The organism is Salinivibrio sp. VGrn1 (assembly GCF_009377995.1).
Lineage (GTDB): Bacteria > Pseudomonadota > Gammaproteobacteria > Enterobacterales > Vibrionaceae > Salinivibrio > Salinivibrio siamensis.
Window position 1 is genome coordinate 1 of sequence record NZ_SATA01000002.1, and the last position, 23,328, is coordinate 23,328.

Annotated in this window: 22 protein-coding genes; 6 read left to right on the forward strand and 16 right to left on the reverse strand. The window is 48.3% G+C overall.

Annotated features, from left to right (window positions below):
- Positions 1-1,066 precede the first annotated feature (1,066 nt).
- The 12 genes from EHW56_RS03060 to folM form a co-directional block, all read right to left on the reverse strand.
- The gene (locus tag EHW56_RS03060; RefSeq protein ID WP_172969891.1) at positions 1,067-1,507 is read right to left on the reverse strand and encodes a hypothetical protein; all 441 of its coding nucleotides are present in this window, start codon (positions 1,505-1,507) and stop codon (positions 1,067-1,069) included.
- 67 nt (positions 1,508-1,574) lie between these two features.
- The gene (locus EHW56_RS03065; protein WP_152798560.1) at positions 1,575-3,404 is read right to left on the reverse strand and encodes an ATP-dependent endonuclease; all 1,830 of its coding nucleotides are present in this window, start codon (positions 3,402-3,404) and stop codon (positions 1,575-1,577) included.
- Positions 3,405-3,919: 515 nt separating this feature from the next.
- The gene (locus tag EHW56_RS03070; protein ID WP_152798562.1) at positions 3,920-4,801 is read right to left on the reverse strand and encodes a metal ABC transporter permease; all 882 of its coding nucleotides are present in this window, start codon (positions 4,799-4,801) and stop codon (positions 3,920-3,922) included.
- Entirely contained in the window at positions 4,798-5,643 is an 846-nt protein-coding gene (locus EHW56_RS03075) for a metal ABC transporter permease (protein WP_152798564.1), read from the reverse strand. The genes EHW56_RS03070 and EHW56_RS03075 overlap by 4 nt, the downstream gene beginning before the upstream one ends.
- Positions 5,640-6,521, reverse strand: a complete 882-nt coding sequence (locus EHW56_RS03080; protein ID WP_152798565.1) for an ATP-binding cassette domain-containing protein — start codon at positions 6,519-6,521, stop codon at positions 5,640-5,642. The genes EHW56_RS03075 and EHW56_RS03080 overlap by 4 nt, the downstream gene beginning before the upstream one ends.
- Positions 6,508-7,392: a metal ABC transporter substrate-binding protein gene (locus tag EHW56_RS03085; RefSeq protein WP_152800398.1), complete on the reverse strand. Its 885-nt coding sequence runs from the start codon at positions 7,390-7,392 to the stop codon at positions 6,508-6,510. Before EHW56_RS03085 ends, EHW56_RS03080 begins: the two co-directional genes overlap by 14 nt.
- A 172-nt stretch (positions 7,393-7,564) precedes the next feature.
- Complete coding sequence (locus EHW56_RS03090) at positions 7,565-8,272, reverse strand: HAD family phosphatase (RefSeq protein ID WP_172969892.1); 708 nt, start codon at positions 8,270-8,272, stop codon at positions 7,565-7,567.
- Positions 8,273-8,309: 37 nt separating this feature from the next.
- Entirely contained in the window at positions 8,310-9,083 is a 774-nt protein-coding gene (locus EHW56_RS03095) for an ABC transporter substrate-binding protein (RefSeq protein ID WP_077579307.1), read from the reverse strand.
- A gap of 145 nt (positions 9,084-9,228) precedes the next feature.
- On the reverse strand, positions 9,229-9,798 hold the full coding sequence (locus EHW56_RS03100) for a YceI family protein (RefSeq protein WP_046075932.1): 570 nt from the start codon (positions 9,796-9,798) through the stop codon (positions 9,229-9,231).
- Positions 9,795-10,334 (reverse strand): cytochrome b, encoded by a 540-nt coding sequence (locus EHW56_RS03105; RefSeq protein WP_046075931.1) that lies wholly within the window; start codon positions 10,332-10,334, stop codon positions 9,795-9,797. Before EHW56_RS03105 ends, EHW56_RS03100 begins: the two co-directional genes overlap by 4 nt.
- Before the next feature lie 111 nt (positions 10,335-10,445).
- Positions 10,446-10,811: a dihydroneopterin triphosphate 2'-epimerase gene (gene folX / locus EHW56_RS03110; RefSeq protein WP_046075930.1), complete on the reverse strand. Its 366-nt coding sequence runs from the start codon at positions 10,809-10,811 to the stop codon at positions 10,446-10,448.
- A gap of 21 nt (positions 10,812-10,832) precedes the next feature.
- Positions 10,833-11,531 carry a dihydromonapterin reductase gene (folM, locus tag EHW56_RS03115; RefSeq protein WP_046075929.1) on the reverse strand — a complete coding sequence of 233 codons (699 nt, stop codon included), beginning with the start codon at positions 11,529-11,531 and terminating at the stop codon, positions 10,833-10,835.
- Between the two features lie 194 nt (positions 11,532-11,725).
- Between folM and EHW56_RS03120 the strand changes: the two genes are divergently transcribed.
- A complete protein-coding gene (locus tag EHW56_RS03120; protein ID WP_077638887.1) occupies positions 11,726-12,322 on the forward strand; it encodes a DNA-3-methyladenine glycosylase I in 597 nt (198 codons plus the stop codon).
- On the opposite strand, the gene EHW56_RS03125 is transcribed toward EHW56_RS03120, so the two are convergent.
- Positions 12,313-12,822: a C40 family peptidase gene (locus tag EHW56_RS03125; RefSeq protein WP_227486439.1), complete on the reverse strand. Its 510-nt coding sequence runs from the start codon at positions 12,820-12,822 to the stop codon at positions 12,313-12,315. The two genes, EHW56_RS03120 and EHW56_RS03125, sit on opposite strands and share 10 nt — an antisense overlap.
- Positions 12,823-12,912: 90 nt before the next feature.
- A complete protein-coding gene (locus EHW56_RS03130; RefSeq protein WP_152793918.1) occupies positions 12,913-13,092 on the reverse strand; it encodes a hypothetical protein in 180 nt (59 codons plus the stop codon).
- 215 nt (positions 13,093-13,307) lie between these two features.
- Between EHW56_RS03130 and EHW56_RS03135 the strand changes: the two genes are divergently transcribed.
- From EHW56_RS03135 to EHW56_RS03150, 4 genes are all read left to right on the forward strand, one after another.
- Complete coding sequence (locus EHW56_RS03135) at positions 13,308-14,306, forward strand: amino acid ABC transporter substrate-binding protein (RefSeq protein WP_370517127.1); 999 nt, start codon at positions 13,308-13,310, stop codon at positions 14,304-14,306.
- Positions 14,307-14,391: 85 nt separating this feature from the next.
- Positions 14,392-15,582, forward strand: a complete 1,191-nt coding sequence (locus EHW56_RS03140; RefSeq protein ID WP_152798572.1) for an amino acid ABC transporter permease — start codon at positions 14,392-14,394, stop codon at positions 15,580-15,582.
- 10 nt (positions 15,583-15,592) lie between these two features.
- A complete protein-coding gene (locus tag EHW56_RS03145; protein ID WP_152793922.1) occupies positions 15,593-16,684 on the forward strand; it encodes an amino acid ABC transporter permease in 1,092 nt (363 codons plus the stop codon).
- A 24-nt stretch (positions 16,685-16,708) separates the two neighbouring features.
- Positions 16,709-17,461 carry an amino acid ABC transporter ATP-binding protein gene (locus EHW56_RS03150; RefSeq protein WP_152793924.1) on the forward strand — a complete coding sequence of 251 codons (753 nt, stop codon included), beginning with the start codon at positions 16,709-16,711 and terminating at the stop codon, positions 17,459-17,461.
- A gap of 63 nt (positions 17,462-17,524) precedes the next feature.
- Here EHW56_RS03150 and EHW56_RS03155 read toward each other — a convergent pair whose 3' ends face one another.
- Both EHW56_RS03155 and EHW56_RS03160 read right to left on the reverse strand, forming a co-directional pair.
- Entirely contained in the window at positions 17,525-18,754 is a 1,230-nt protein-coding gene (locus tag EHW56_RS03155) for a diguanylate cyclase (RefSeq protein WP_152793926.1), read from the reverse strand.
- Between the two features lie 216 nt (positions 18,755-18,970).
- A complete protein-coding gene (locus tag EHW56_RS03160) occupies positions 18,971-20,953 on the reverse strand; it encodes an exoribonuclease II (protein WP_152798574.1) in 1,983 nt (660 codons plus the stop codon).
- Between the two features lie 351 nt (positions 20,954-21,304).
- Here EHW56_RS03160 and EHW56_RS03165 point away from each other — a divergent pair, with 351 nt between their 5' ends.
- Positions 21,305-23,107 (forward strand): DEAD/DEAH box helicase, encoded by a 1,803-nt coding sequence (locus EHW56_RS03165; protein ID WP_077638889.1) that lies wholly within the window; start codon positions 21,305-21,307, stop codon positions 23,105-23,107.
- Positions 23,108-23,328 lie beyond the last annotated feature (221 nt).

The window sequence follows — 23,328 nt, forward strand, 5'->3', positions numbered from 1 at the left end:
AGCCGACCAAGATCAGCTTGGTGGCCAAACAGAAGCGCTGTCTCATGAATCCCAGTTTCTTAGAAAAGGTTTTAGCCGCAGGCATACCGGCGATGGTTGAAAAATAAACACTCATGCGCTCGCCCTGAGTGACAAAATGACTCAGGAAAGAGCGAACATTATCTGTGCTTTGATGGAGGATTCAATTAATGACAGTGGCTTTGAATATTCAGTTTTAGACTTAACCTCAGGAAAAGAGTACTTCTTCAATGGTAACTACGAAAAAATCTATGACAGAATAAATAACGAAATCAAAGAGCTCGAGATATTCTGGTTGGAACTCGCTTAAAAAGTGTGGCAGGGATTCCCATTTTTTTGAAAAACGCCCGAAGCACCGGCGCGCGCTAGCGCGTCCAGTCCGAAGGGCGATCCTGCCTTTGCTTGTTGTGTGAGGACAGGTGATCACTCACCCTTATCTTTTTTATTCTTTTGATTTTCAGGCTGAAAGTCAGCCCACCAACCAATATGTTTACAATCAGCACAAATTAGATCTTGTGTGTCTTACCCCATGATTTTTTCTTTGTGTGGTGTTTTGGTAGAACCACACTCTGGGCAAACAGATCCAGCTCGCTTCATAGTAATTTCCTTCCTAAGTTTTTCAGGTTTATTTCACATAACGCAAAGAACAGTTGCAAAATATTTGGCACTATTTGATCGGAGCAAAACTCGAGACATTTACTTTTTCAAGTTCAACGTTCTATAACGGCTCCTTGTTTGGACACCCAACCTTCTCAGTCACGACGAGGGAGGTTCCGCTGGAGATTGTTCCATTAACTCGTTCCCACGCTCCTGCGTGGGAATGTATATGGATTTTGAATCATGGGCACGATTCGCCAAAAGATCACCGAACTGCACTTGATCTCTGTTCTAACACTCGCGGACAGCGTCAATATCTTTAGCGAACAATCCGGTTCAATACTCTAGACGGCGTGATTTTACTCAGGTTATGGAACATTCAGTGTCTGAATGATAACTAAATATGCATTCCCACGCGGGAGCGTGGGAACGAGAAATTTGTTATGCTTTATCATCTACTTTTTAATTTTTGATGTAAGATCCGATTACTAATTTTCAATGCTGTAAATTTAAAAAGAACAAGCAAACAAAACATTCCCGCTAACTTAATCTGCATATCTAGTGGCAACAACCAAAATTCAGGCTTAGTAGTCCAATAAATGATGAATAGTTCATAAGCCAAGCAAACTAACACCACAGTATAACCACATGTCATTTCAAAAGTATCAAACCAACATTGAGCTCTCACAGGCATCATTTCATATAAAGATGGAGGAATATTACTTTTATACTGAATGAGCCTCCTAGATATAAATCCCCAAGCCTCGCGCATAAATCGTTGCATATGCTCGGTATATAGCCTCTTTATGATGAAAGACAGTAGTACGAATGCTGCACCGATGCTTACATGAGATTCAAAGCCCAGTTCGTTTAATAAACTCAATTCTTCCACGCTTCCTCCTAAAAGCTAACGCCCGCGTATGGCGCGCGAGGGACGAGCGTCGCATTTGACGCGTTTGTTAAGGGGTTTCTCGAAGATGATCCAAGTATGGGCTGCACAAATTAATGAACGTAGATTTCCAAGCATCAGGCAAATCAACAAATCTATCTCCCCAGTTATTCTGTATATATAAGTGAGCCTTATACGGCTTTTCACTACTCGGAGCGTCATACCCCAACAAATCTTCAATGCACTCCTCAATCATAATCCTTCGGTCATTTCCAGTTTGAGCTAGTATTGGGGCATTCATCGCTTCCGCGCGCTCTACTCCTGCGTCACGGTCGTGCATGAAAATATAGTTCACATCTAGTGCATTCAAATATTTTGCGATTGATATGAGTACTGCTTTTCCTCTTGCCCTTAGAAACTCACAGTTTCCTATAACCCTTGCCTTATCCTCATGAGACAGCCTTTTGATGGTCTCGCGCACGACGACTTCTTCTGTATCACCTTCTACAAAAACACACTTTTTCGAGAAAAACATTCTTGATATATAGTCATCAACCTTTAAGAGCATTTTCAAGTTTTGCCTTTCATCGCCGACGAGCGTAATGAAGGCCTCTTCTAGGTTGAAAGAATTTGCTGTCGAAAATTCGTCTTCAGTAAAACTAAACTTCGTGAGACTCATACTCTTTTCTGATCCAAGATCAACCATATAAGGCGAATGAGTAGTCGCTATGATCTGACAGTTTGGACCCGCCAAGTCATACAATGAGTCCCGCATTTGGTTTGCAGCCGAAGGGTGTAAATATATTTCAGGTTCCTCAAAACAAAATATGGTTGCCCGAGGGTTATCAGTATTTCTATTTATAAAGTCTTGTACAAACCTTAGCAACTGGAATGCTGTTGCCCTGATCATTCCATGCCCCTGATAGTCAACAGAAGTTTTTACATTACTTTCCATTTCCACTTTAAACTGGGGCTTGATTGATTTATCTGGTACGTCGAGTGTCGCGCTAACATGTACGGAAGAATCAGGGAAAAGGGTATCCACCATCCCATTAAGGTCGCGAATTAGCTGCCCAAAATCCGTTTCTTCATCGTTTGGATTAAGCTCGGAAGCTAGAGCATTAAGAAAAGTCTGTGCTTGAGCGTAATTTTCGGACTTGCTTCTAACCGTATCAAACAGTCCACCCAGCAAATTAAACAATGCCCCACCAGAACTTGTCAGCTCTGAGATACAAGATTCTGCTGGTATTACGACGATTATAGGAAGCTTGGATAACACGTTACCGGGGATGCCGCCTGGATTTTCTACCCAAGCAGGTTCTTCGTCCACTTGCACGTCCCAGCATTCTGGAAAATCTAACAGCTTATGTTTTATTGCTGCAGTCGTTAGACCTTTCTCAAAATTAGCTTCGCCAAAATGATCTTTTAAAAACACTTCCGAGTAATGCTCTCCAACAAGATCGGATACCTTTTTGCAGTCAGCATACAAAGCACTTCTTGTTCTCGGATATTCTTTCATGAATATCTTTGGCTTACTTTGATTAAGAGACCAAACTTTTTTATAGACAATAGAATTACCCGTCTCTCCTTCAAGTTGTTCTTGAGAGGGTATAACTCGACCTTTAAATCCCAGCCAGCTATTAGCTTCATTCGGTAAATTGTGATATTCACATATGATTTCAACGTCTTTTTCGTAGGTATAACTCTCTTCGTCTTCGTTATATTTTTTTGAATAATCTTCCCTATCCAAATTCGAATTTTTGTGGAAATGTTCCAACGCAGAAAATACGCTAGATTTTCCAGCGTTGTTCGGACCGATAAGAAAGGTAGTGTCTCTAAATTTGATGTGGCAGTTCTTAAGTTTTCTAAAATTTTTTATTTGGATCTCATGCAGTCTCATTAAAAATCCTTATTTGGCTCCTGGGAACCCAGCCCCTTGACATTGCATTAGTGCGCATGCACGATTTCCCAAAACCGTTATCCGCACTCTTTTCTACCTAACTGGCTGTTACCAATAGAATTTCTCACCTCTAATGGATATTGCTCTTCCGCGAAAGCGTGCATGCCGCCTATCTCTGCTCGGGCGTTCACACTATCCCCAAGCATTAAACTGTAACTATATGACTCATGGATACTTTTAATCATCCTGTGTTTTGCCATGCTACCGCCAGTTAGTTGTCGGCACCTAACACGCCATTGAGCTGGCAGATTTGGGATTAGTTTATCAAGGGCTGTTTTGGTTTTCGTACGCTATTGTCCAAAGTGTTAGATAAGCCATGTTTTGTGAGGTGGGTACAAGAAGTTGGCTAGAGCGCCAAGGAACGAGTCGGGTTGATGGGGCGGTGCGCGATTAGGGCTATGGCTCCGTCTCGCGCACTGCTGAGGATGGGGTGACGCTGTGTTCACCGATGCCGATCAGTGCGATTGCGCTGAATGGGTGGTGGCAGAGCGCGTTGCTTTTGTGGTTTGGTGCGTCGGCTGCGGGCGTTGTTGGTTGCGGTGGATTTGGTATTGCTGCCACGCGAAGGTCACCACAAAACAGCCGGTGAGTAGCAGTACAATGGTTGGGCCGGGTGCGCTGTCGAGGTAAAACGACAGAGTGACGCCGCCCACGGCGGTGACTAAGGCGATCGCACAGGCAATCCATAACATGCGGCTAAATTGCTTGCTGAGCATAAAGGCGGTGACGCCCGGTGCAATCAACATCGCCACCACTAAGATGATCCCCACGGCATGTAAGCCTGCAACAATGGTGGCAATCATTACTGAAAGCAGAAGCCAGTGAAGCTTTTGTACGGGGAGCCCGAGCACGCTGGCTTGTGCAGGGTCGAACGATAGCAGCATTAAATCTCGCCCTTTAAGCAGCACGAGCGCAAGCACGACTAAGCCGGTAATGGCGGCGGTGAGCAGCTGTTGGTGGTTAATTCCCAACAGGTTGCCAAATAGAATATGATCAAGGTGCAAATCAGACGGGAACTGGCCTTGCAAAATCAGCCCCAGCGCGAAAAAGCCAGAAAACACAATCCCCAGCAAGGTGTCTTCTTTGACACGGCTATTTTGTTTGAGCCAATGCACACTGGTGGCGCATGCGGAGCCGGCGGCAAAGGCGCCGACAATCAGCGGCAGGCCAAATAAGTTTGCCAACACCAACCCCGGCAGCACCGCGTGAGCTACCGCATCGCCAATTAACGACCAGCCTTTTAATACTAAATAGCAAGAAAGCAGCGCGCAGGGTAGTGCCACTAAGACGGCCATCAGCAGTGCATCTTGCATAAAAGTCAGTTGATACGGATTCATTGCAGTGCCTCCTGACGTTTGGCGCGCCGCGCGAGTAAACCGTGTTTGGGGCCAAACACAAAGGCGGCTAAGAAGAGTCCCACTTGGGCCAGCACAATCAGTGCGCCAGCGTTAAGGTTGGCGAAATAGCTGATGTACACCCCAAATAGCGAGGTGAGTGTGCCGATGACACTGCTCAGCACCAACACGGGCCCGAAGCGATCACTCAATAAATAGGCGGTGGCGCCGGGGGCGATCACCAAGCAAATCACCAAAAAGGCACCGACACTTTTAAGTGCCGCCATGGTGCAAGCGCTGAGCAGCGCAAAAAACAGCACTTTAAGCCCCAGTACAGGTAAACCAATGCAGCGGGCGTGACTTTCATCGAAAAAGGTCAGCATAAAATCACGCCATTTCACCGCCAGTACGGTGAGGCTCACCAAGGCAATGATCAGCATTTGCACCGCATCGAGTGGGGCAATGGCGAGCAAATTACCCAGCATAATTTGTTGAATATCGACCGCGACGGGCGAAATGGAGACTAAAAAGAGGCCGAAGGCGAAAAAGCTCGAAAAAATCAAACCGATGATCGCATCTTGTTTGATGTGGCTGCGTTGGTGCAAAAACAGCATCACGCTCGCGGCCATACCGCCGGCAACAAAGGCACCAAGCGAAAAGGGCAGGCCTAGCATATACGCGCCGGCAACGCCCGGTACAATCGCATGGGAAAGGGCATCGCCCATCAGCGACCAGCCTTTGAGCATCAAAAAGGCGGAGAGCAAGCCGCACACGCCGCCAATCAAGGTGGTGACCAGCAATGCTTTTTGCATGTATTGATAGGCGAGGGGATCAAGTAAGCTCATTCGCGCCGCTCCTGCGCGCTTTGTTCGCGCTTGCCATACACCACCAAGGGCCGCTCGTCGTCGGAAATCACCGATAGCTCGCGCGGATCGGCGTCTTGGTGGAGCTGATCGCTAGGCATCACATACTGGCGCAGTTTGCCGCCAAAAATGGCACTGAGGTTCTCGGTGGTAAACACATGCTCAGTGCGTCCGCCAGCCACCACCGCGCGATTGACCAACACGGTGCGATCGCAAAAGTCGGGTACGGTACCGAGGTTATGGGTGGCAATTAAAATGGTTTTGCCTTCGTCTTTGAGCTCGAGTAGCAAACGCATAATCGACTCTTCACTGGTGACATCTACGCCAGTAAAAGGCTCATCCAGTAAAATCAGCGGGCTGTGCTGAGCCAGAGCACGGGCAAGAAAAACGCGTTTTTTCTGTCCGCCGGACAGTTCGCCAATTTGGCGCTGGCGAAATGCACTCATATCAACGCGGGCCAAGGCCTCATTCACCGCTTGATGATCCGCCGCTTTGGGGCGACGCATAAATGACATCTTGCCGTAGCGGCCCATCATCACTACATCTTCCACTAACACCGGGAACGACCAGTCGATCTCTTCGGATTGAGGGACATAAGCGACCAAGCCTGCTTTTTGCGCTTGCTTAATGGGAGTACCGTTGACCGCAATGCTGCCACTGCCGGGATTCACAAACCCCATGATCGCTTTAAACAAGGTGGATTTGCCGCTGCCATTGGCACCCACCAAAGCAGTGATGGTTTGCGCTGGCAGCGAGAAACTGGCGTGCTCAAGCGCACACAAGCCGTTTCGATAGACGACACGTACCTCGTTGACATCTAATACACTGGGCGTGCCGTCGGTTAAATCATAGTGCGTCATGGCGTAACCCCGCTAACACGGTTTCTGTGGTCACTGTCAGTAAGGATAGATAGTCAGGCACGGGTCCGTCAGCTTGACTGAGCGAGTCGACATATAAAATACCACCATAGTGCGCGCCGGTTTCCGCGGCGACCTGTTTAGCGGGCGCATCAGACACGGTGCTTTCGGAGAAGACGGCACGCACTTGGTGTTCTCGTACGGTATCAATCAGTGCGCGCACTTGTTGCGGTGTGCCCTGACGCTCGGCGTTAATCGGCCATAAATAGGCTTCGTTGAGGTTTAAATCACGCGCCAGATAAGAGAAAGCGCCTTCGCTGCTTACTAGCCAACGCTGGGATTCGGGGACAGCGGATAGTGCGTCTTGCGCACGCGCGAACACGGCTTGAATTTGTGCCTTGTAGGCTTTGGCATTGGTTTGGTAGTGCGTTTGATTGGCTGGATCGTACTTAATCAGGGCTTGCTCGATATTATCAACGTATCGCATTGCATCTGAGGGCGACATCCACGCGTGTGGGTTAGGTTTGCCACGATATGGGCCCGAGGCAATCACAATCGGCTCCACTTCGTCCGATAAGATCACATTCGGCACCTCATCAATGTGCTGGAAAAAGCGTTCGAACCAACGCTCTAGGCCTAATCTATTCCACATCACCACATCCGCACCTCGCGCACGCAGAATATCTCCCGGAGTGGGTTGGTAGTTGTGGATCTCAGCACCGGGTTTAGTAAGTGACACCACCTCGGCATGCTCGCCCGCTACGTTGGCAGCCATATCAGCGAGAATGGTAAAGCTGGTCACCACTTTTAACTTGTTCGCGTGCGCCAGTGGAGAGAGCAAGAGCACGACGATAATGATGATGTTCTTCTTCATAAGCCTTTATCTCTTTAACGATGCGTGTGACTACGGCGCGGTGCCGCCAGCCGATCATAAGTTAAAGATAACGGTTATGATAATCATTCTCAAGTAAGTATTATTAAAAAGGACGCCGATAGCGCCCGTGAGAGATTGCATCTGTGTATTTGCACGTAAGGTGCATGACAGATTAATCGCGAATGGTATCGTGTCTCGCCCACTCCATGATGGTCCAATCTTTCTTTTGTGCGTGCAGACTTAGGTGTGGATCGGGGTTCACTGCAAACGCATTATCAACTTGTTCGAGAAGCGGCACATCCCAGTGCGAATCACTGTAGCCGTAGGTGTGGCCCACGGTGTCGTGGCGGTCAGAGAGCCATGCCTGCATATAGTCATGTTTACCACGAAAATCACGCACACAATGAGAAATACTGCCCGTATAAACACCGTTAATGGTCTCGAGCTCAATTGCGATCACAGTATCGAGTTTGAGTAATGCGCCAATCGGCCTTGCTAAGTGTGCGGCGGTATTTGATACCAACACACAATGATCGCCACGGTTGCGATGCCATTCAATGCGTTCTAACGCTTGCGGAACCACCACTGGGGCGACGAACCTATCGATAAAGTCCGTGGCCCAATCATCGACCGTTTGGGTTGAGCGGCCTTTGAGTGGGGTAAGCTGAACGTGCATATATTGTTCAAGGTTAATTCGACCCTTTTTAAAGTCGAGATAGGCTTGCTGCTCTTGAGCGACTCGATCACTCGACGCGCGCCCTTGTTGGTATAAATAATCCAGCCACGCTTGTTTGGTATCGGTGGCGATCAGGGTTTCGTCGAGATCAAAAAATGCGATGTTGATAGGTGCAGTCATAGCCAATTGCTGATTGTTTTTCATGCCGTCCATCCTAGACAACAACTATGACGATTGGGTTTCAGTTTGCAGTGGTATCGTCTGGTAAGAGCAGCCCGTATTTTTGCTTCAAATCGTCAAAGGTGCCATTTTGTTTGATTATTTCCAACCCGCGGTTAAAGGCTTGAATGTATTCTTGCGCTTTAGGGTTGGCTTTGCCGGCGGTGACATGGATGTGCTGTTTGATCATCGGGGTGGGAGAAAAGTGAAAATCATCAGTATCTAGGTTTAAAGGTTCGAGCTCTTGTTGCATGACAAAGCGATTGCCCACCGCCATATCAACGCGACCGGCGGCGAGCATTTGTAAGCTAGACATCAGTGAGGTGGTTTCCACTCGCTGAAAATATTCTGCGTCTAAAAACCATTGATCATAGCCGTAGTCACGTACGCTGGCGATACGTTTTCCCTTGAGGCTTTTAGGGCCGTTATAATCAAAAATTGTATCTTTTCGCATCATAATATCGATATTGGTTGCGAAATAGGGATCACTGTAAACGAGATATTCACTGCGTGCGTCGGTGTACCAGGTGGTGGTAATTAAGTCGATGCGTGCGTTTCTGACTTCGTGTAAGCCGCGCGCCCAAGGGAAGAGTAGAAATTCGATATCGTAGCCTTGCGTATGGAGTGCCGCGGTGACAACTTCAACAGAAAAGCCGGGTCTTGCATTATCGCGGGTGACGTAAGGTGGCCAGGCGTCGTTCACTGCGGTAATGATTTTCATCTTGCCATACGCAGAGAGAGTGAAGATACAGAGAGCAAAAACGAGGAAAAAACGCTTAAAAGAGGTGGGCCTCATAGCCAGTCATCCTTATCGAACAATGGATATCATCGCCAGACCAAGGCGTCGCTTTTCATGAGTATAGTGAATGTTTTAGTGGTCGATAAAAAACACCCCAGCAGATGCCGGGGCGTTTGAATTCGGATGGTGAGAGACTCGCCGCTTATTGACGGATACCTTCGACGTGAAGCTCCATATCAACATAGGTGGCAGGGCCCATGGTAGGAATACCGAAGTCTTCGAGCTCAAGACGGGTGTTACCCATAAAGCCTGCGCGGTAGTTGCCCCATGGATCTTCACCGTGGCCAACCAGTTCTGCGTCGATTTCAATCGGCTTAGTTTGGCCATGTAAGGTGAGATCGCCTGCGATGGTCATCGAGCCGTCACCGTTGTCGGTGACCTTGGTGCTTTCAAAGGATGCTTGGCCATATTCGCCCACATCCAGGAAATCACCGCTACGAATGTGCTTATCACGCTCGGCGTGGTTAGAATCGACACTGGTTGTATCAATAGTGACAGAGACACTGGATGCGCCAATGTTGTCTGGGTCGAATTCAAACTGGCCGTCGAACTGATTAAAGCGACCTTTGATAAAGCTGTAACCTAGGTGTGGCACTTTGAAGTTGACCGAGGCGTGTGCGCCCTTGGTGTCAATCATATAAGTGTCTGCGAGTGCAGGCCCAGATAAGAGTGTCGCGGCGCTCATTCCCATGGCTAACATGAGTTTTTTCATTTCGAGTTTCCTCCGATCATCTTCCGTAACGTATTGTCTTTATCAATAAAGTGGTGTTTAAGTGCCATGACTGCATGGCCAGCGGCCAATACAATCAAGGTAATGGCAACGTAGTAGTGTACATCCCCAGCAATATCTGACTGGTTGGGGAAAAGCTCACCGGCGCTTGGCACGGTAAACCAAGTGAAGACATCTATCCCTCGCCCATCTGATGTTGAGATCAGATAACCGGAGACAAACAAAGTGATAAGCAGCAGATAGATTGTATGATGCCCAGCCGTTGCTGCTTTGCGCTCCCACGCTTTGCCTTCGACAGCAGGCATGGTGTGTGTCGCTTTCCACACGAGCCTAAACAAGGTGGCAAGGGCGAGCAATAACCCAATGGATTTGTGCCAATGCGGCGCCGTCTGATACCAGCTGCTGTAATAACTGAGATCGACCATCCAAAGCCCAACAGCGAAAAGACCAATGATCACAATGGTTGATAGCCAATGTAGCGTACGCATTATCAGATCGTAGCCCGTTTTCGTTGTCATCGTTGCTGCTCCTATTCACTATGCCAACACAGTATATAGGGTGAATGGTAATTCAGAACCGTTTCCCCTTGAACAAGATGTTCGAATAATTCTAACGAACTCTTGACTGGGTTAGGACTCGTCGGCGGTCCAGCTCAAGCTCAGAGAGACGGAATCAGCGAAGCGAAGTGCGTGAGGCTTATCAATGGTGACTTGCGCATAGCGCACCCAGTGATGGTCACGTGCAATGTCTAGCACGCCTGCCACAAGCTTCTCCAGCAATAAAAAACGGCCATTTTCGACGTAATCGATAATCGCTTTCGTGATCACTTTATAGTTGAGTGCATCATCTACGTTGTCTTCTTCACAGGCTTTGTGGCCGGGATAGTGGATCTCAACATTGATCACTACATCTTGTTTTTTCTCTTGCTCGTCGGGATTAAAACCAATGTAAGTACGCAGGCGCAGGTTGGTTACTTTAATGACAGCGTCGTTCATAATCTTTCCCTGGTCACGAAATTAAATGAGATGGCGTCCGCCATCCAGCTTGATAGATTGGCCGGTCATATGTTGACTGGCGAGAATAAATTCGCAGGCATTCACTACCTCTTGTTCACCCGGTACAGTGCCTAAAATCGATTTACGGCGAGCTTTGTCACGATAGGCGTCATCATCGCCTTCGTTGAACATGATTAGCGCAGGTGAAATGCTGTTCACCTTAATATGTGGCGCAAGCTTTTGCGCGAAGGAGAGCGTCAGGTTTTCTAGCGCCGCTTTGCTGGTTGCGTAGGCGGTATGCTTAGCGCTGCCCTTTTGCGCGACATAGTCGGTAAGGTGAATAATATCGCCCTGCTGCATCCAGCGTGACGCGGCCATGTTAATGAGGTAAGGCGTTTTGGCGTGAATTTGCATCATATTATCGAATAACGTGGCAATATCTTGGCTTTGCGTTTCACTGTCCCACGACGATGCGTTGTGTATTACGGTATCGAAGGTCGGATGCATCGCATCGAGCGACTCGATAAATGCGTACACGCCCTCATCAGAGGAAAAGTCGGCTTGGAGACAGTGTGCGCCGCGTGCACGTAAGTCAGCCACTTGAGGCCGTTCGGTGCGATAAGATAGGGTCACCTGATGACCTTGGTGAAGAAAGTGACAGGCAAGTGCGTAGCCGATACGCTGCCCGGCGCCAGTGATCAAGAGATGCTTTTTTGTCACGCGTTTTCCTTTCTGTTTATGGATGTCATCAACAACAGGGAGTAACGGTTTTATTACGTTTCATGAATTTATCGCGATCAAAGATAGCGTTATATTCAGCGAAACGATAGCTTTTGCAAGGTTAAGCCGCTGATTTCGTGCCACAAGCAACAAAACGGCTGCGCAACGATTGTATGACAAGGGTGAGGGAAAAGATGGACATTTGCCAATGGGCACAACACAGTGAAGCTGAGCGGGCATACCACGATAGCGAGTGGGGTGTGCCGACATTTGATGATCAGCTGATTTTTGAATTCATTTGTTTAGAGGGCGCTCAAGCTGGGTTGAGTTGGCGCCTCATCTTACAAAAGCGTGCGGCTTATCGCGCGGCTTTCTTCGATTTCGACTTTTACCAACTCGCGAACGTGGCCGAACCGAATATCGCTGAGATCATGGCCAACCATGAAATTGTCCGTAATCGTTTGAAGGTGGCCTCTGTATTTACCAATGCCAAGGCGGCGGTGACGCTGGTGGAGGAGTACGGTTCATTGGCTAAAGCCCTTTGGCAGTTTACCGGCGGCGTGCCCATTGTAAACCATCACCAATCGGATGCCGATGTCGCTACCGCGACGGACGAGTCCCGCGCCATGAGCCGTTTTTTGAAAAAGCGCGGCTTTAAATTTGTGGGTGAGACGATTTGTTATTCGCTGATGCAAGCGCTCGGCATGGTCAATGATCATGTCGTCACGTGTCCGCGGTATCAACCCTGTTGCGAATTGGCTGACTCGGTAAAAGCCTCGCCTCAGAAATAACGACGGAATTGCCAGAAGCGCGCTTGCCAATAAGGGTTATCTAATCGTGACACTGTCACTCCCTTTGAGGCGGAAGCATGCATAAAACGCTGTCCACCCAGAAATATGCCCACATGGCGAAGGCCGGGGCGAATATGAAAAAACACCAGATCCCCTTGGCGTGCGGATTGATAATCAATGGCATAGCCGGTTTTTGCTTGGCCGTGGGTGGTGCGCGGGAGTGGGGTAGCGAGCGCCGATTGATACACGTGTTGGGTGTACGCGGAACAATCAATACCTTGCCGCGTGGTGCCTCCCCACCGATAGGGGGTGCCTTGCCACTGACGATAAAGTTGGGTAAGTGCTTGGTCTAGCGCTTGATCGCTAATCGTCCTGTCCGAACTAGGCATATCAGATGTTGTTGCCGCGTCACGCTGCGTGACACAGCCTGTCTGCAACAGGGCGATGAACCCAAATATCATCACTTGTCTAGCGAATTGAGTAAGCGTCAGCGTTTTCATAAGCACGGCTCAACTAATCATACCGCAAAATCAGATCTAGTATATCGCCATTATCATCCGCTGATGTAAAGAGTTATCACACGTTATACCTCATCTTTGAGTTTGCACTAGAGAAGTGCAAGTACAATTTTGCTGGATGTTTTTTATTCTTTTTTTCATCACGATGCCCTTGGTTTCTTCGCCTTTTACGTATTCAAAGCGTTTTTTTCTCTGAATTCCTCCGTTGAGCAAAATAAAGGGAAGCGTCCCTTTTTTGGTGCGCTCTTGCACTATTTACTCTTTTGTCATTATTATTCATGCTGTTTTCACGTTGATTAAGTCATCAAGGCAGATAAATAAATTGTTTTTTGTTTTCTGTAAAGACGATTGTCTTGCTAGGTGTAGGGCGGCATGTGATGACACAGCGTTCATAGGATGAATGTCACTGGTTTTAAAAACCTCATGGAGGATACATGAAAGGAAAACTTCAGACGATTAGTGCAGTAATGCTGACAGCGGCTGCGATGTCGACAAATGTCTTTGCTGCTGAATCCGGGTCGACCTTGGAGAAAGTTAAATCACAAGGCTATTTGACCTGTGGTGTGAGCACGGGATTACCGGGTTTTTCAAACCCTGACTCTGAGGGGGAATGGAAAGGGATCGACGTGGCTTATTGCCAAGCCGTGGCGGCAGCTGTGCTGGAAGATAAGGAAAAAGTAAAGTTTGTGCCTTTAACGGCGAAAGAGCGTTTCACGGCATTGCAATCAGGTGAAGTGGATGTCTTATCGCGCAATACCACGTGGACATTGCACCGTGATACGGCGCTTGGCTTAAACTTTGTCGGCACTACTTTCTACGATGGCCAAGGATTTATGGTTTCGAAAGAACTGGGGGTGGAAAATGCCAGCCAGTTGGACGGTGCGTCGATTTGTATTCAATCCGGCACCACCACAGAATTAAACGTCGCTGATTATTTCCGCAAAAATGGCATGTCTTTCAATCCTGTTGTTTTTGATACCGCGTCGCAAACGGCGGCAGGGTTTGATTCCGGGCGTTGTGATGTTCTCACCTCAGACACGTCGCAGCTTTATGCGCTGCGCTTGAATTTAAAAGATCCATCGTCTGCGGTGGTACTGCCTGACATTATTTCAAAAGAGCCACTTGGACCGGTAGTCAGGCAAGGCGATGATGCCTGGTTTAATGTGGCTAAATGGGTATTGTTCTCGCTGATCAATGCGGAAGAATATGGGATCACCTCTGAGAACGCCGATGACATGCTTAAATCGAATGATCCGAACATTCAGCGAATTCTCGGTGTTGATGGCCCCAAAGGAAAGTCGCTCGGTTTACCGGATATGTGGGGTTATAACGTTGTTAAACAGGTGGGCAACTATGGCGAGTTGTTCGAATCGCAAGTGGGTTCTGGTTCACCATTAAACATTTCACGTGGCGTGAATGCACTGTGGAGTGATGGTGGCTTTATGTATGCACCACCGATTCGTTAAGTAGAAACCTAATACTGGATGCGAAAGAGCGATGCATCATCGCTCTTTTTAGCGATGTTTAAGTAAGTTGGTAGGTTATCGAAGCATGAGCACGCCATTTATTTCAGAACATAAAGCTCAGAAGACGAGCATAATCTATAGCCCCGCTTTTCGATCAATACTTTTCCAAGTCCTATCCCTGATCGCTATTGCGGCATTTCTCTATTCGATTGTTAATAATACACAAGCTAACTTGGAGGCGAGAGGGATCACCACTGGGTTCGACTTTTTATCAGAAAAAGCGGGCTTTAATATCTCGATGTCATTGATTGAATACAGTGGCAGTGACACGTATGGCAGAACGTTTTTTGTCGGTTTGCTCAATACCGTCCTCGTTTCTTTTCTCGGTATTGTACTGGCTTCAGTACTCGGGTTCATTATTGGTGTGGCCCGCTTGTCTTCCAACTGGCTAATAAAAAAGGTTGCGTCTGCCTATATAGAGATATTTAGAAATATTCCCTTGCTATTGCAAATATTTTTCTGGTATTTCGCAGTGCTACAAACCTTGCCCTCTCCTCGTAATAGCTTGAGCCTCGGGGAAGCCATTTTTCTCAATGTACGAGGTTTGTATGTGCCCTCTATTGGTTTTAATCCCGAAGGGTATTTTTTGCTTGGGACCCTAATCTTGGGTGTGTGCTTTACCTTTGTTACGCGTTTGTGGGGGAAAACCTATCAAGCACACACAGGTAAGCAAGTGCCAATGGGCCGCGTCGCGCTGGTGTTGTGTATCGTCGCTCCCGCTGTTGTATTCCTTTTTAGTAGTAGTCCGGTCACTGTTAACATGCCGGTGTTAAAGGGGTTTAATTTCTCTGGTGGTATCACAGTCATCCCCGAATTAGTGGCCTTGTTACTCGCTTTGAGTATTTATACCGCGGCGTTTATCGCAGAGATCGTACGCTCTGGGATTAATTCGGTGAGTGACGGGCAAAAGGAAGCGGCGCTGTCTTTGGGTATTGGTCCAGTGAAGACGTTAAAGCTTATTGTGATCCCTCAAGCTATGCGGGTCATTGTTCCTCCATTAACCAGCCAATATTTAAACCTGACAAAAAACTCTTCACTGGCGATGGCTATCGGGTATCCAGACTTAGTGTCTGTATTTGCCGGAACCACCTTAAACCAAACTGGGCAAGCGATAGAGATCATTGCAATGACAATGGCCGTTTATCTCACACTTAGCCTCGCCACATCTCTGGTAATGAATGTTTATAACAAGAAAGTTATGTTGACGGAAAGGTAGTGGTATCAGGATGAAAAAATATCATTTTAAGGAAGATGAAGCGCCACCTATCAACAACCATGGTGTTTTTTATTGGGCGAAAGAAAACCTATTTAACAGTCCGTTCAATGTGGTTCTGACAATGCTCGTGTTGACGGCACTGTTTGGAGTCATCCCACCCGTTGCTAGCTGGGTGATTGTCAATGCCGATTGGGTTGGTCAAAGCCCCGAAGCATGCAGCAGTAGCGGCGCTTGTTGGGCTTTTATTGGTGTGCGTTGGGACCAGTTTATGTATGGGTTTTATCCCGCTGAGGAGTTATGGCGACCGCAGCTTTTTTACGGCACGCTGGCGATATTGGTCGTGCTGCTTATGTACGATAAAACCCCTTATAAACGTTGGCTAGGCGCGTTTGCCATCAGTGCCTACCCGATCTTGATTGCTACATTGCTGTATGGCGGTGTCTTTGGTTTAGAAAAAGTCGAAACCCATATGTGGGGGGGACTATTAATTACGCTTGTCATTGCTTTGGTCGGCATTATTGCGTCTTTGCCTATTGGCATTCTATTGGCGCTTGGTCGACGCTCTACCATGCCAGTCATACGATCGTTCAGCACGATTTATATCGAAATATGGCGAGGTGTACCGCTGATCACTGTGCTATTTATGGCATCGGTTATGTTGCCTTTATTTCTTGCCGAAGGAACCGATATCGACAAGTTGGTGAGAGCGCTGATTGGTGTAGTGATGTTTGCTTCAGCCTATATGGCCGAAGTGGTACGAGGTGGGTTGCAAGCGATCCCCAAAGGGCAGTATGAAGCGGCAGATGCGCTAGGGTTAACGTATTGGAAAAAAACCATCCTGGTTATTCTTCCTCAAGCGTTAAAGATTTCTATTCCATCGATTGTTAATACCTTTATTAGTCTCTTTAAAGACACTAGCCTGGTATTAATTATCGGTATGTTTGATGTGCTAGGGATTGGGCAAACTGCAAACACTGATCCGGAGTGGTTAGGGTTTGCCACTGAAAGTTATGTGTTTGTGGCTTTTGTTTTCTGGATTTTCTGCTCGGGTATGTCTCGGTATTCAATTTGGCTTGAGAAGCGCCTACATACGGGCCATTAAGCGTAGCGGCAGTAAGGATTAAAAATGGACGTTATCAACAAAGACTATGTGATTGAAATTAAAAAAATGAACAAGTGGTATGGTGAATTCCATGCGTTGAAAGACATTAATCTTAAAGTTGAAAAAGGCGAGAAGATTGTTATCTGTGGGCCATCTGGATCGGGAAAGTCGACCATGATCCGATGTATTAATCACCTGGAGGAGCATCAGCAAGGTCAGATAACCGTTGCGGGTGTGCCCCTAAATGACAATATCAAGAACATCCAAGCGGTACGGGATGAAGTGGGCATGTGTTTTCAGCATTTTAATTTATTCCCCCATTTGACCGTGTTAGATAACTGTACGCTTGCCCCGATTTGGGTGAAGAAAATGCCAAAATCCGAGGCCGAAGAGATTGCCATGCAGTACCTAGAGCGGGTGAAAATTCCTCATCAGGCCTTAAAATTCCCGGGACAGCTCTCCGGTGGCCAGCAGCAACGTGTTGCCATTGCGCGCTCACTGTGTATGAACCCAAATGTCATGTTGTTTGATGAGCCCACATCAGCACTTGATCCAGAGATGGTGCGAGAAGTGCTAGATGTGATGGTGGAATTAGCGGAGGGCGGGATGACCATGTTATGTGTGACGCATGAAATGGGGTTTGCCAAAGAAGTGGCCGACAGGGTGATTTTCATGGACGCAGGGGAAATCATTGAACAAAACACGCCGACTGAATTCTTTAATGCTCCTCAGTTCGATCGTACTAAACAGTTTTTGGATCAGATACTTAGTCACTAATACTGTTACAGGCTCGTATCCATCGAGCCTATTGTATTTCACTGTGTTTTGTTGATTCACTCTTTATGCGCTGCCCTTAATGCAGTTGCGCCCTGCTTCTTTGGCTTTGTACAAGGCTTTATCCGCTAACTGCAATACCTCATCGGGCGTGTCGGCTTGTGAGGCATCGGCAAAGCCAATACTGACAGTAATATTAACGGGCTTTTGTTCGCTTGCGCGTCCACGCTTTTGTCGGCCTTGCTTGTCATCATGAGGACGAGATTCATCACGCAGTATCAAAGGGTAGTTGGCGATGTCCTCACGTAGGGCGTCGAGAAACGGCAAGCAGTGCTCGGTGGTTTTTCCTTTGAATAGCAGGGTAAATTCTTCACCGCCGTAGCGAAAGGCACTGGCGCCTCCTTCACAATGTGCCATATGTTTGGCAACGAGCTTAAGAACATCATCGCCGGTTTCGTGACCGTATTTATCATTGAATTGCTTAAAGTGATCCACATCCAGCATGGCGAGCGTGTATTGTCTGCCTAGGTGTTTGAGCTCGTCTTCAAGTGCGCGACGCCCTGCAATTTCGGTAAGCCCATCAATGAATGCCAGTTGGTGGCTTAGCGAGACTTGGTTGGCAATCAATAACACGCCGGCCAATGAAAATATCAGCGAAGAGATGAAAGGCACATTAAAAAACACCAAGGTCGTGACACCGCATAATACACTGACGAAGGCGGCATGATCTTCAATGCTATTTTTGCGCAACAGTCGAATGGTGCTGACACAGACCAAAATCGAGAGCAACACGATCAGCAGCAGCGGCATGGGACTAACGGCGGTCACTCTGACTAATACCGGATGCTGATGGAGATAGGTGGAGAGTTCACCGAATTGCTGCACCAAAAGGCCGCACCAACCAATTTCCATACCAATCGCGAGGAAAAAGAACAGACCAAACCGAGAGGTGAGTTTTTGATCGCGCACGATGATCATATACAGCAAGTTAATCGGAAGGGCGACGGTGAGCAGCAAGTACTCCATGTAGGTTGTGCCGTGATTGAGTGGCGATTGCAGCCGCGTGAGGATCACTGTGTATCCCACCAATAAGATCACGACCATCATACCGACACGGGCGCTTTTGAATAAGTGGCTTAAAAGTAGTGCGGTGAATAACAGAAAATACGGCGCTGCGTAAATTAAGTTGTAATAGGGGGCTAGCGCAGCAATCAAGGGTTGATAGCTCACGGCAAGCAGCAGCAGTAAAACAATGGGCGTCCCCATACGGACCACGGATGAACGCAAAAATCCCATGAAACCTCTTATTGGGTTGAGGTAACACCATTAACTTACCACGGATCGCTTGTTAGGGGATGGCCTGACGCTCAGAATGTGATAACAGCAATGGTCTAGCGAGTCTCTTTAATTTAATGATTAGATTATCATTTTGGGGGCAAAAAGAAAGCCAAGCGATGGCTTGGCTTTCTGCTGACGTTTCGCATGATGTGCGTGGTTAGAGTGAGAACACGTTTATTCGCTCTGTGACGCCTCTGGCAGGGTAAATACCTGGGTTGGCTTGGCCACAATCGAGCGCGTTGTCTCTTTAATATCGGCAATCACCACTTCTAGGCTATCACCGAGCTTGAACTCAACGTTATCGTCGATAGTGACTGTGCCTGTTTCTTTATCGCAGGCAATCCGGCTTTTGTTATCGATGATCAGCGACGATGGAATAAAGGCAGGCGCGCCGTTTTCCAGCAAGCGTACACGCATTCCGGCCCGGTTGATGTCAAAAATCTCAGCGGTATAGCGGGTTTGCGCTTCAACTTCTGGCTTGAGCAAGCGGGTGTATAGCCAGTCAGCGACATCACGCTCAGCCATACGGTGATGTTTACGGTAGCCGGCAAGCTCTTCACCCACGGTATCGGCAGGAGCATTGGCCTCTGTTTCGCCGCGAATAATCGCTTTGAGCAAACGGTGGTTAATCATATCGCCGTATTTACGGATAGGTGATGTCCACGTGGCGTAGACATCTAGGCCCATCGCGTAGTGTGGCGCTGGCTCATGGCCAATCTCGCTGTACGCTTGGAAACGGCGTAAGCGATTATCGAGATAGGTGGTATCTAGGCTGTTTAGCCAGCGACGGAGCGCACTGAAGCCTTCGACGGTGGCTAGGCTTTCGCTGTCCGCCTCGCCGTCATGCGCTTTTACTAGCTCGACCACATCGTCGAGTTTTTCACTGTTAAAGCCGGCGTGTGTGTTAAAGATACCAAACCCGAATGCGTCACGAAGCTTTCGACCCGCGCAGATGTTGGCGCTGATCATTGACTCTTCCACGATACGGTTAGCGATACGACGCTGATCGGTGTGGATAGCAATCACATCGTTATCTTCGCTGAGTTCAAAGCGGTAGTCAGGACGGTCGGGGAAGGTGACGGCATGCGTCTCACGCCACTGAATACGGGCTAGCGCAAATTGATGTAATTGATGGATTTGATCCGCAATGTCGCTGCTCTCTGGCTGCCACTGCGCTTGTTCACCGAGTTCGATGTAATCAGAGACTTTATCGTAAGCAAGCTGACCGTGTGATTGGATCCAAGCGGAGAAGAATTCAGCATCGTCGGCAATGGTGCCATCAGCATCGATATTAAAGGTGCAGCATAGCGCTGGGCGCTTTTCATTTGCACGCAGTGAACATAAGTCATCACTAAGATCACGAGGCAGCATTGGGATGTTGCGCCCAGGCAAGTAAATAGTGAACCCACGGTCACGAGCGACTTGATCAAGCGCCTCATCGGCATCGATGTATGCTGTTGGATCGGCGATAGCCACTGTCATGGTGAAGCCACCTTGCGGGTTAGCTTTTACATACAGAGCATCATCCATGTCTTTGGTGGATTCGCTGTCGATGGTCACAAACGGTAAATCAGTCAGGTCGCGACGCTCTAGCCCTTGCTCCAACAATGGCCACGCATCTTTTGGCGCTGGCTCTTGGTTGGGCAAGTTGTGTTTGGCCAGCGTGACCCACCAAGGGGCAATTTTATCGTCCGCATCGGTGATTTTTTCACTGACCTGGCACATAAAGTTGTCATCGCCTTTCAGCGGGTGGCGGATGAGGGACGCCACGACCCAGTCACCTTCTTTCAAGTTGTCTTGCGACAAGCCACGCTGCGTTTTAGCGCGCAGAGCATCTTTCATTTGCGGGTGATCGGGGACGACGTTTAAGCGATTACGGATCCACTGCACACGGCCAATAAAGCGATCTAAGCTGGCTTCTACCAGCGTATCCGGCTCAGCCACTTCGCGGTCTTTCTCGGTGCGAACAAAGGCTTCTACTCGATCACCGTGAAGCACTTTCTTCATATAAGGAGGCGGAATGAAAAGGCTGGTTTTGTCATCAACTTCGAGGAAGCCGAAGCCTTTTTCGGTGGCTTTTACCTGGCCTTCTTTTTTCGGCAAGGTTTCTTGGATCTGTTGCTTTAGCTGTGCTAGCAGGGGATTGTCTTGAAACATAACTCGGGTCTCGATAAACGGATCGCCACACTATACGGATTCACTGTTTCAAAACCAACCCGTGGCACTAAAATCCTGTGACCTGACTTAAATGCATGGAAAGTGCGGGGAATACCTACGGATTTCGATGCCTCTGTGAACAAATTGCTATAAACCTGCCCACACGCCGCAAATTTTGTGAACTTGTTCAACTTTTTCTGGCTTTTTTGGTGTAAATAGCGCAGAATGCACATCCTTAATGACCGAGGCCCATGGCGCTGGTGACTGTCACTGCATGAAAGACAGTGTTGCATGGTTGAGCAGAACGCTTGAGGGGCCCCGTTTCGCTACACTCTATAGATTGGGATCCCAATGCAAGAATCTGTAACCAAATTTCGCCAGTTAGATCTGGCCGACACCCTTTTGTCTGCGCTTGACTCAATGGGCTTTGAAACACCGACACCAATTCAAGCCGCTTCCATCCCTGTCCTTCTTGAAGGCCGTGACGCACTTGGTAAAGCACAAACCGGTACAGGTAAAACCGCTGCATTTTCGCTGCCACTACTGAATAAAGTCGATCTAAGCCAGCGTAAACCACAAGCTATCATTATGGCTCCGACTCGTGAGCTTGCTATCCAAGTCGCGGCGGAAATGAAGACGCTGGCACAGAACATCAAAGGCCTCAAAGTGCTTGAGATCTATGGTGGTGCATCGATTGTTGACCAAATGAAAGCGCTAAAAAGCGGCGCGCACATCGTGGTGGGCACACCAGGGCGTGTGAAAGATTTGATCAACCGCGATCGCTTGAAGCTTGACGAAGTACATACCTTTATCCTCGACGAAGCGGATGAAATGCTCAAAATGGGCTTTGTGGACGATGTTACCTGGATCATGGAGCAAGCGCCTGAGAGTGCACAGCGTATCCTGTTCTCGGCAACCATGCCTCCTATCGTTAAACAAATTGTTGACCGCTTCTTGCGTGAACCGGCGCGTGTTGATGTGGCGGGAAGTAATCGCACCGTTGAAAAAGTTGAGCAGCAGTTCTGGGTGGTTAAAGGCGTTGAAAAAGACGAAGCCATGAGCCGTCTGCTAGAAACGCAAGATACCGACGCTTCAATCGTGTTTGTGCGTACCCGTCAAGATACTGAGCGCCTTGCCGACTGGTTATCAGCGCGTGGTTTTAAAGCCGCGGCATTGCATGGGGACATCCCACAGTCACTGCGTGAGCGCACGGTTGATCACTTAAAGCGTGGTGTGATTGATATTTTGGTCGCGACCGACGTCGTGGCACGTGGCCTTGATGTGCCGCGTATCACTCACGTGTTTAACTACGACATTCCGTTTGATGCCGAATCGTACATTCACCGTATTGGTCGTACGGGGCGTGCAGGCCGTGCCGGTAAAGCGATTCTGTTGGTGCGTCCTAACCAAATGCGCATGCTACGCACGGTTGAGCGTGTCACGCAGACCAAAATGGAAGAAATTCAGCTTCCAAACCGCGATAAAGTGGCGGAAGCGCGTGTCGCTCAGCTAGCGGGTGAGTTGGCTGAGAAGAAAGATGGCGATGCCATGGCACCTTTCGTTGAGCTGATTGAGCAACTGCAAAACGATATTGACGTGGATGCAACCACTTTGGCGGCGATGTTGCTGCAACGCCAGCAAGGCAAGCGTCCATTATTCTACAAAGGCCCAGACCCGATGATTGCAGCGATGGAGCGTGAGAAACAACGCCGTGAACGTCGTCGTGACGATCGTCAAAATGGTACTGACCGTCGTGATACTAACCCGGCTGATTGGGATACGTATCAGTTGGACGTGGGTCGTGAGCAAGGTGTACAAGTTAAAGATATCGTCGGCGCAATTGCCAATGAGCTTGGCTTAAACAAGCAAAACATTGGCGCGATTAAACTGGCACCGGCACACACGTTTGTGCAGCTGCCTAAAACCATGCCGAAAGACGTGTTTGCACAATTGCAAAAACTGCGTATTCGTCAAAAAGAGACCAATGCACAGCGTGTTGAAGGTCAAATCATGCGCGAGCGTCGCGGTGGTGACCGCAATGGCGGTGGTCGTGGCCGCAATGAACGTGGCCGTGGCGAACGTCGTTTCAACCGTGACCGCGGCAACGAGCGTCGTGGTGGCTCTGCGCGCGGCGAACGTCGTCAAGCACAGTAAAAGTAGGAAGCCGGGCAGTGATGCCCGGCTTTTTTATAACGTGTCTGCGATGTAATGCCTTGTATGCAGGGTATTAACGACGTAGATATGAGGTCTTTAATCCACCATGACATTCTGGAACAAGACCGATATAGTTAAGCGGTGAGGTGATAAGCGTCACGCCACTGTTTGTCGCTACGCGTGGTGGCGATGGATCGATAAACCACGAGCGTGTTAATGAT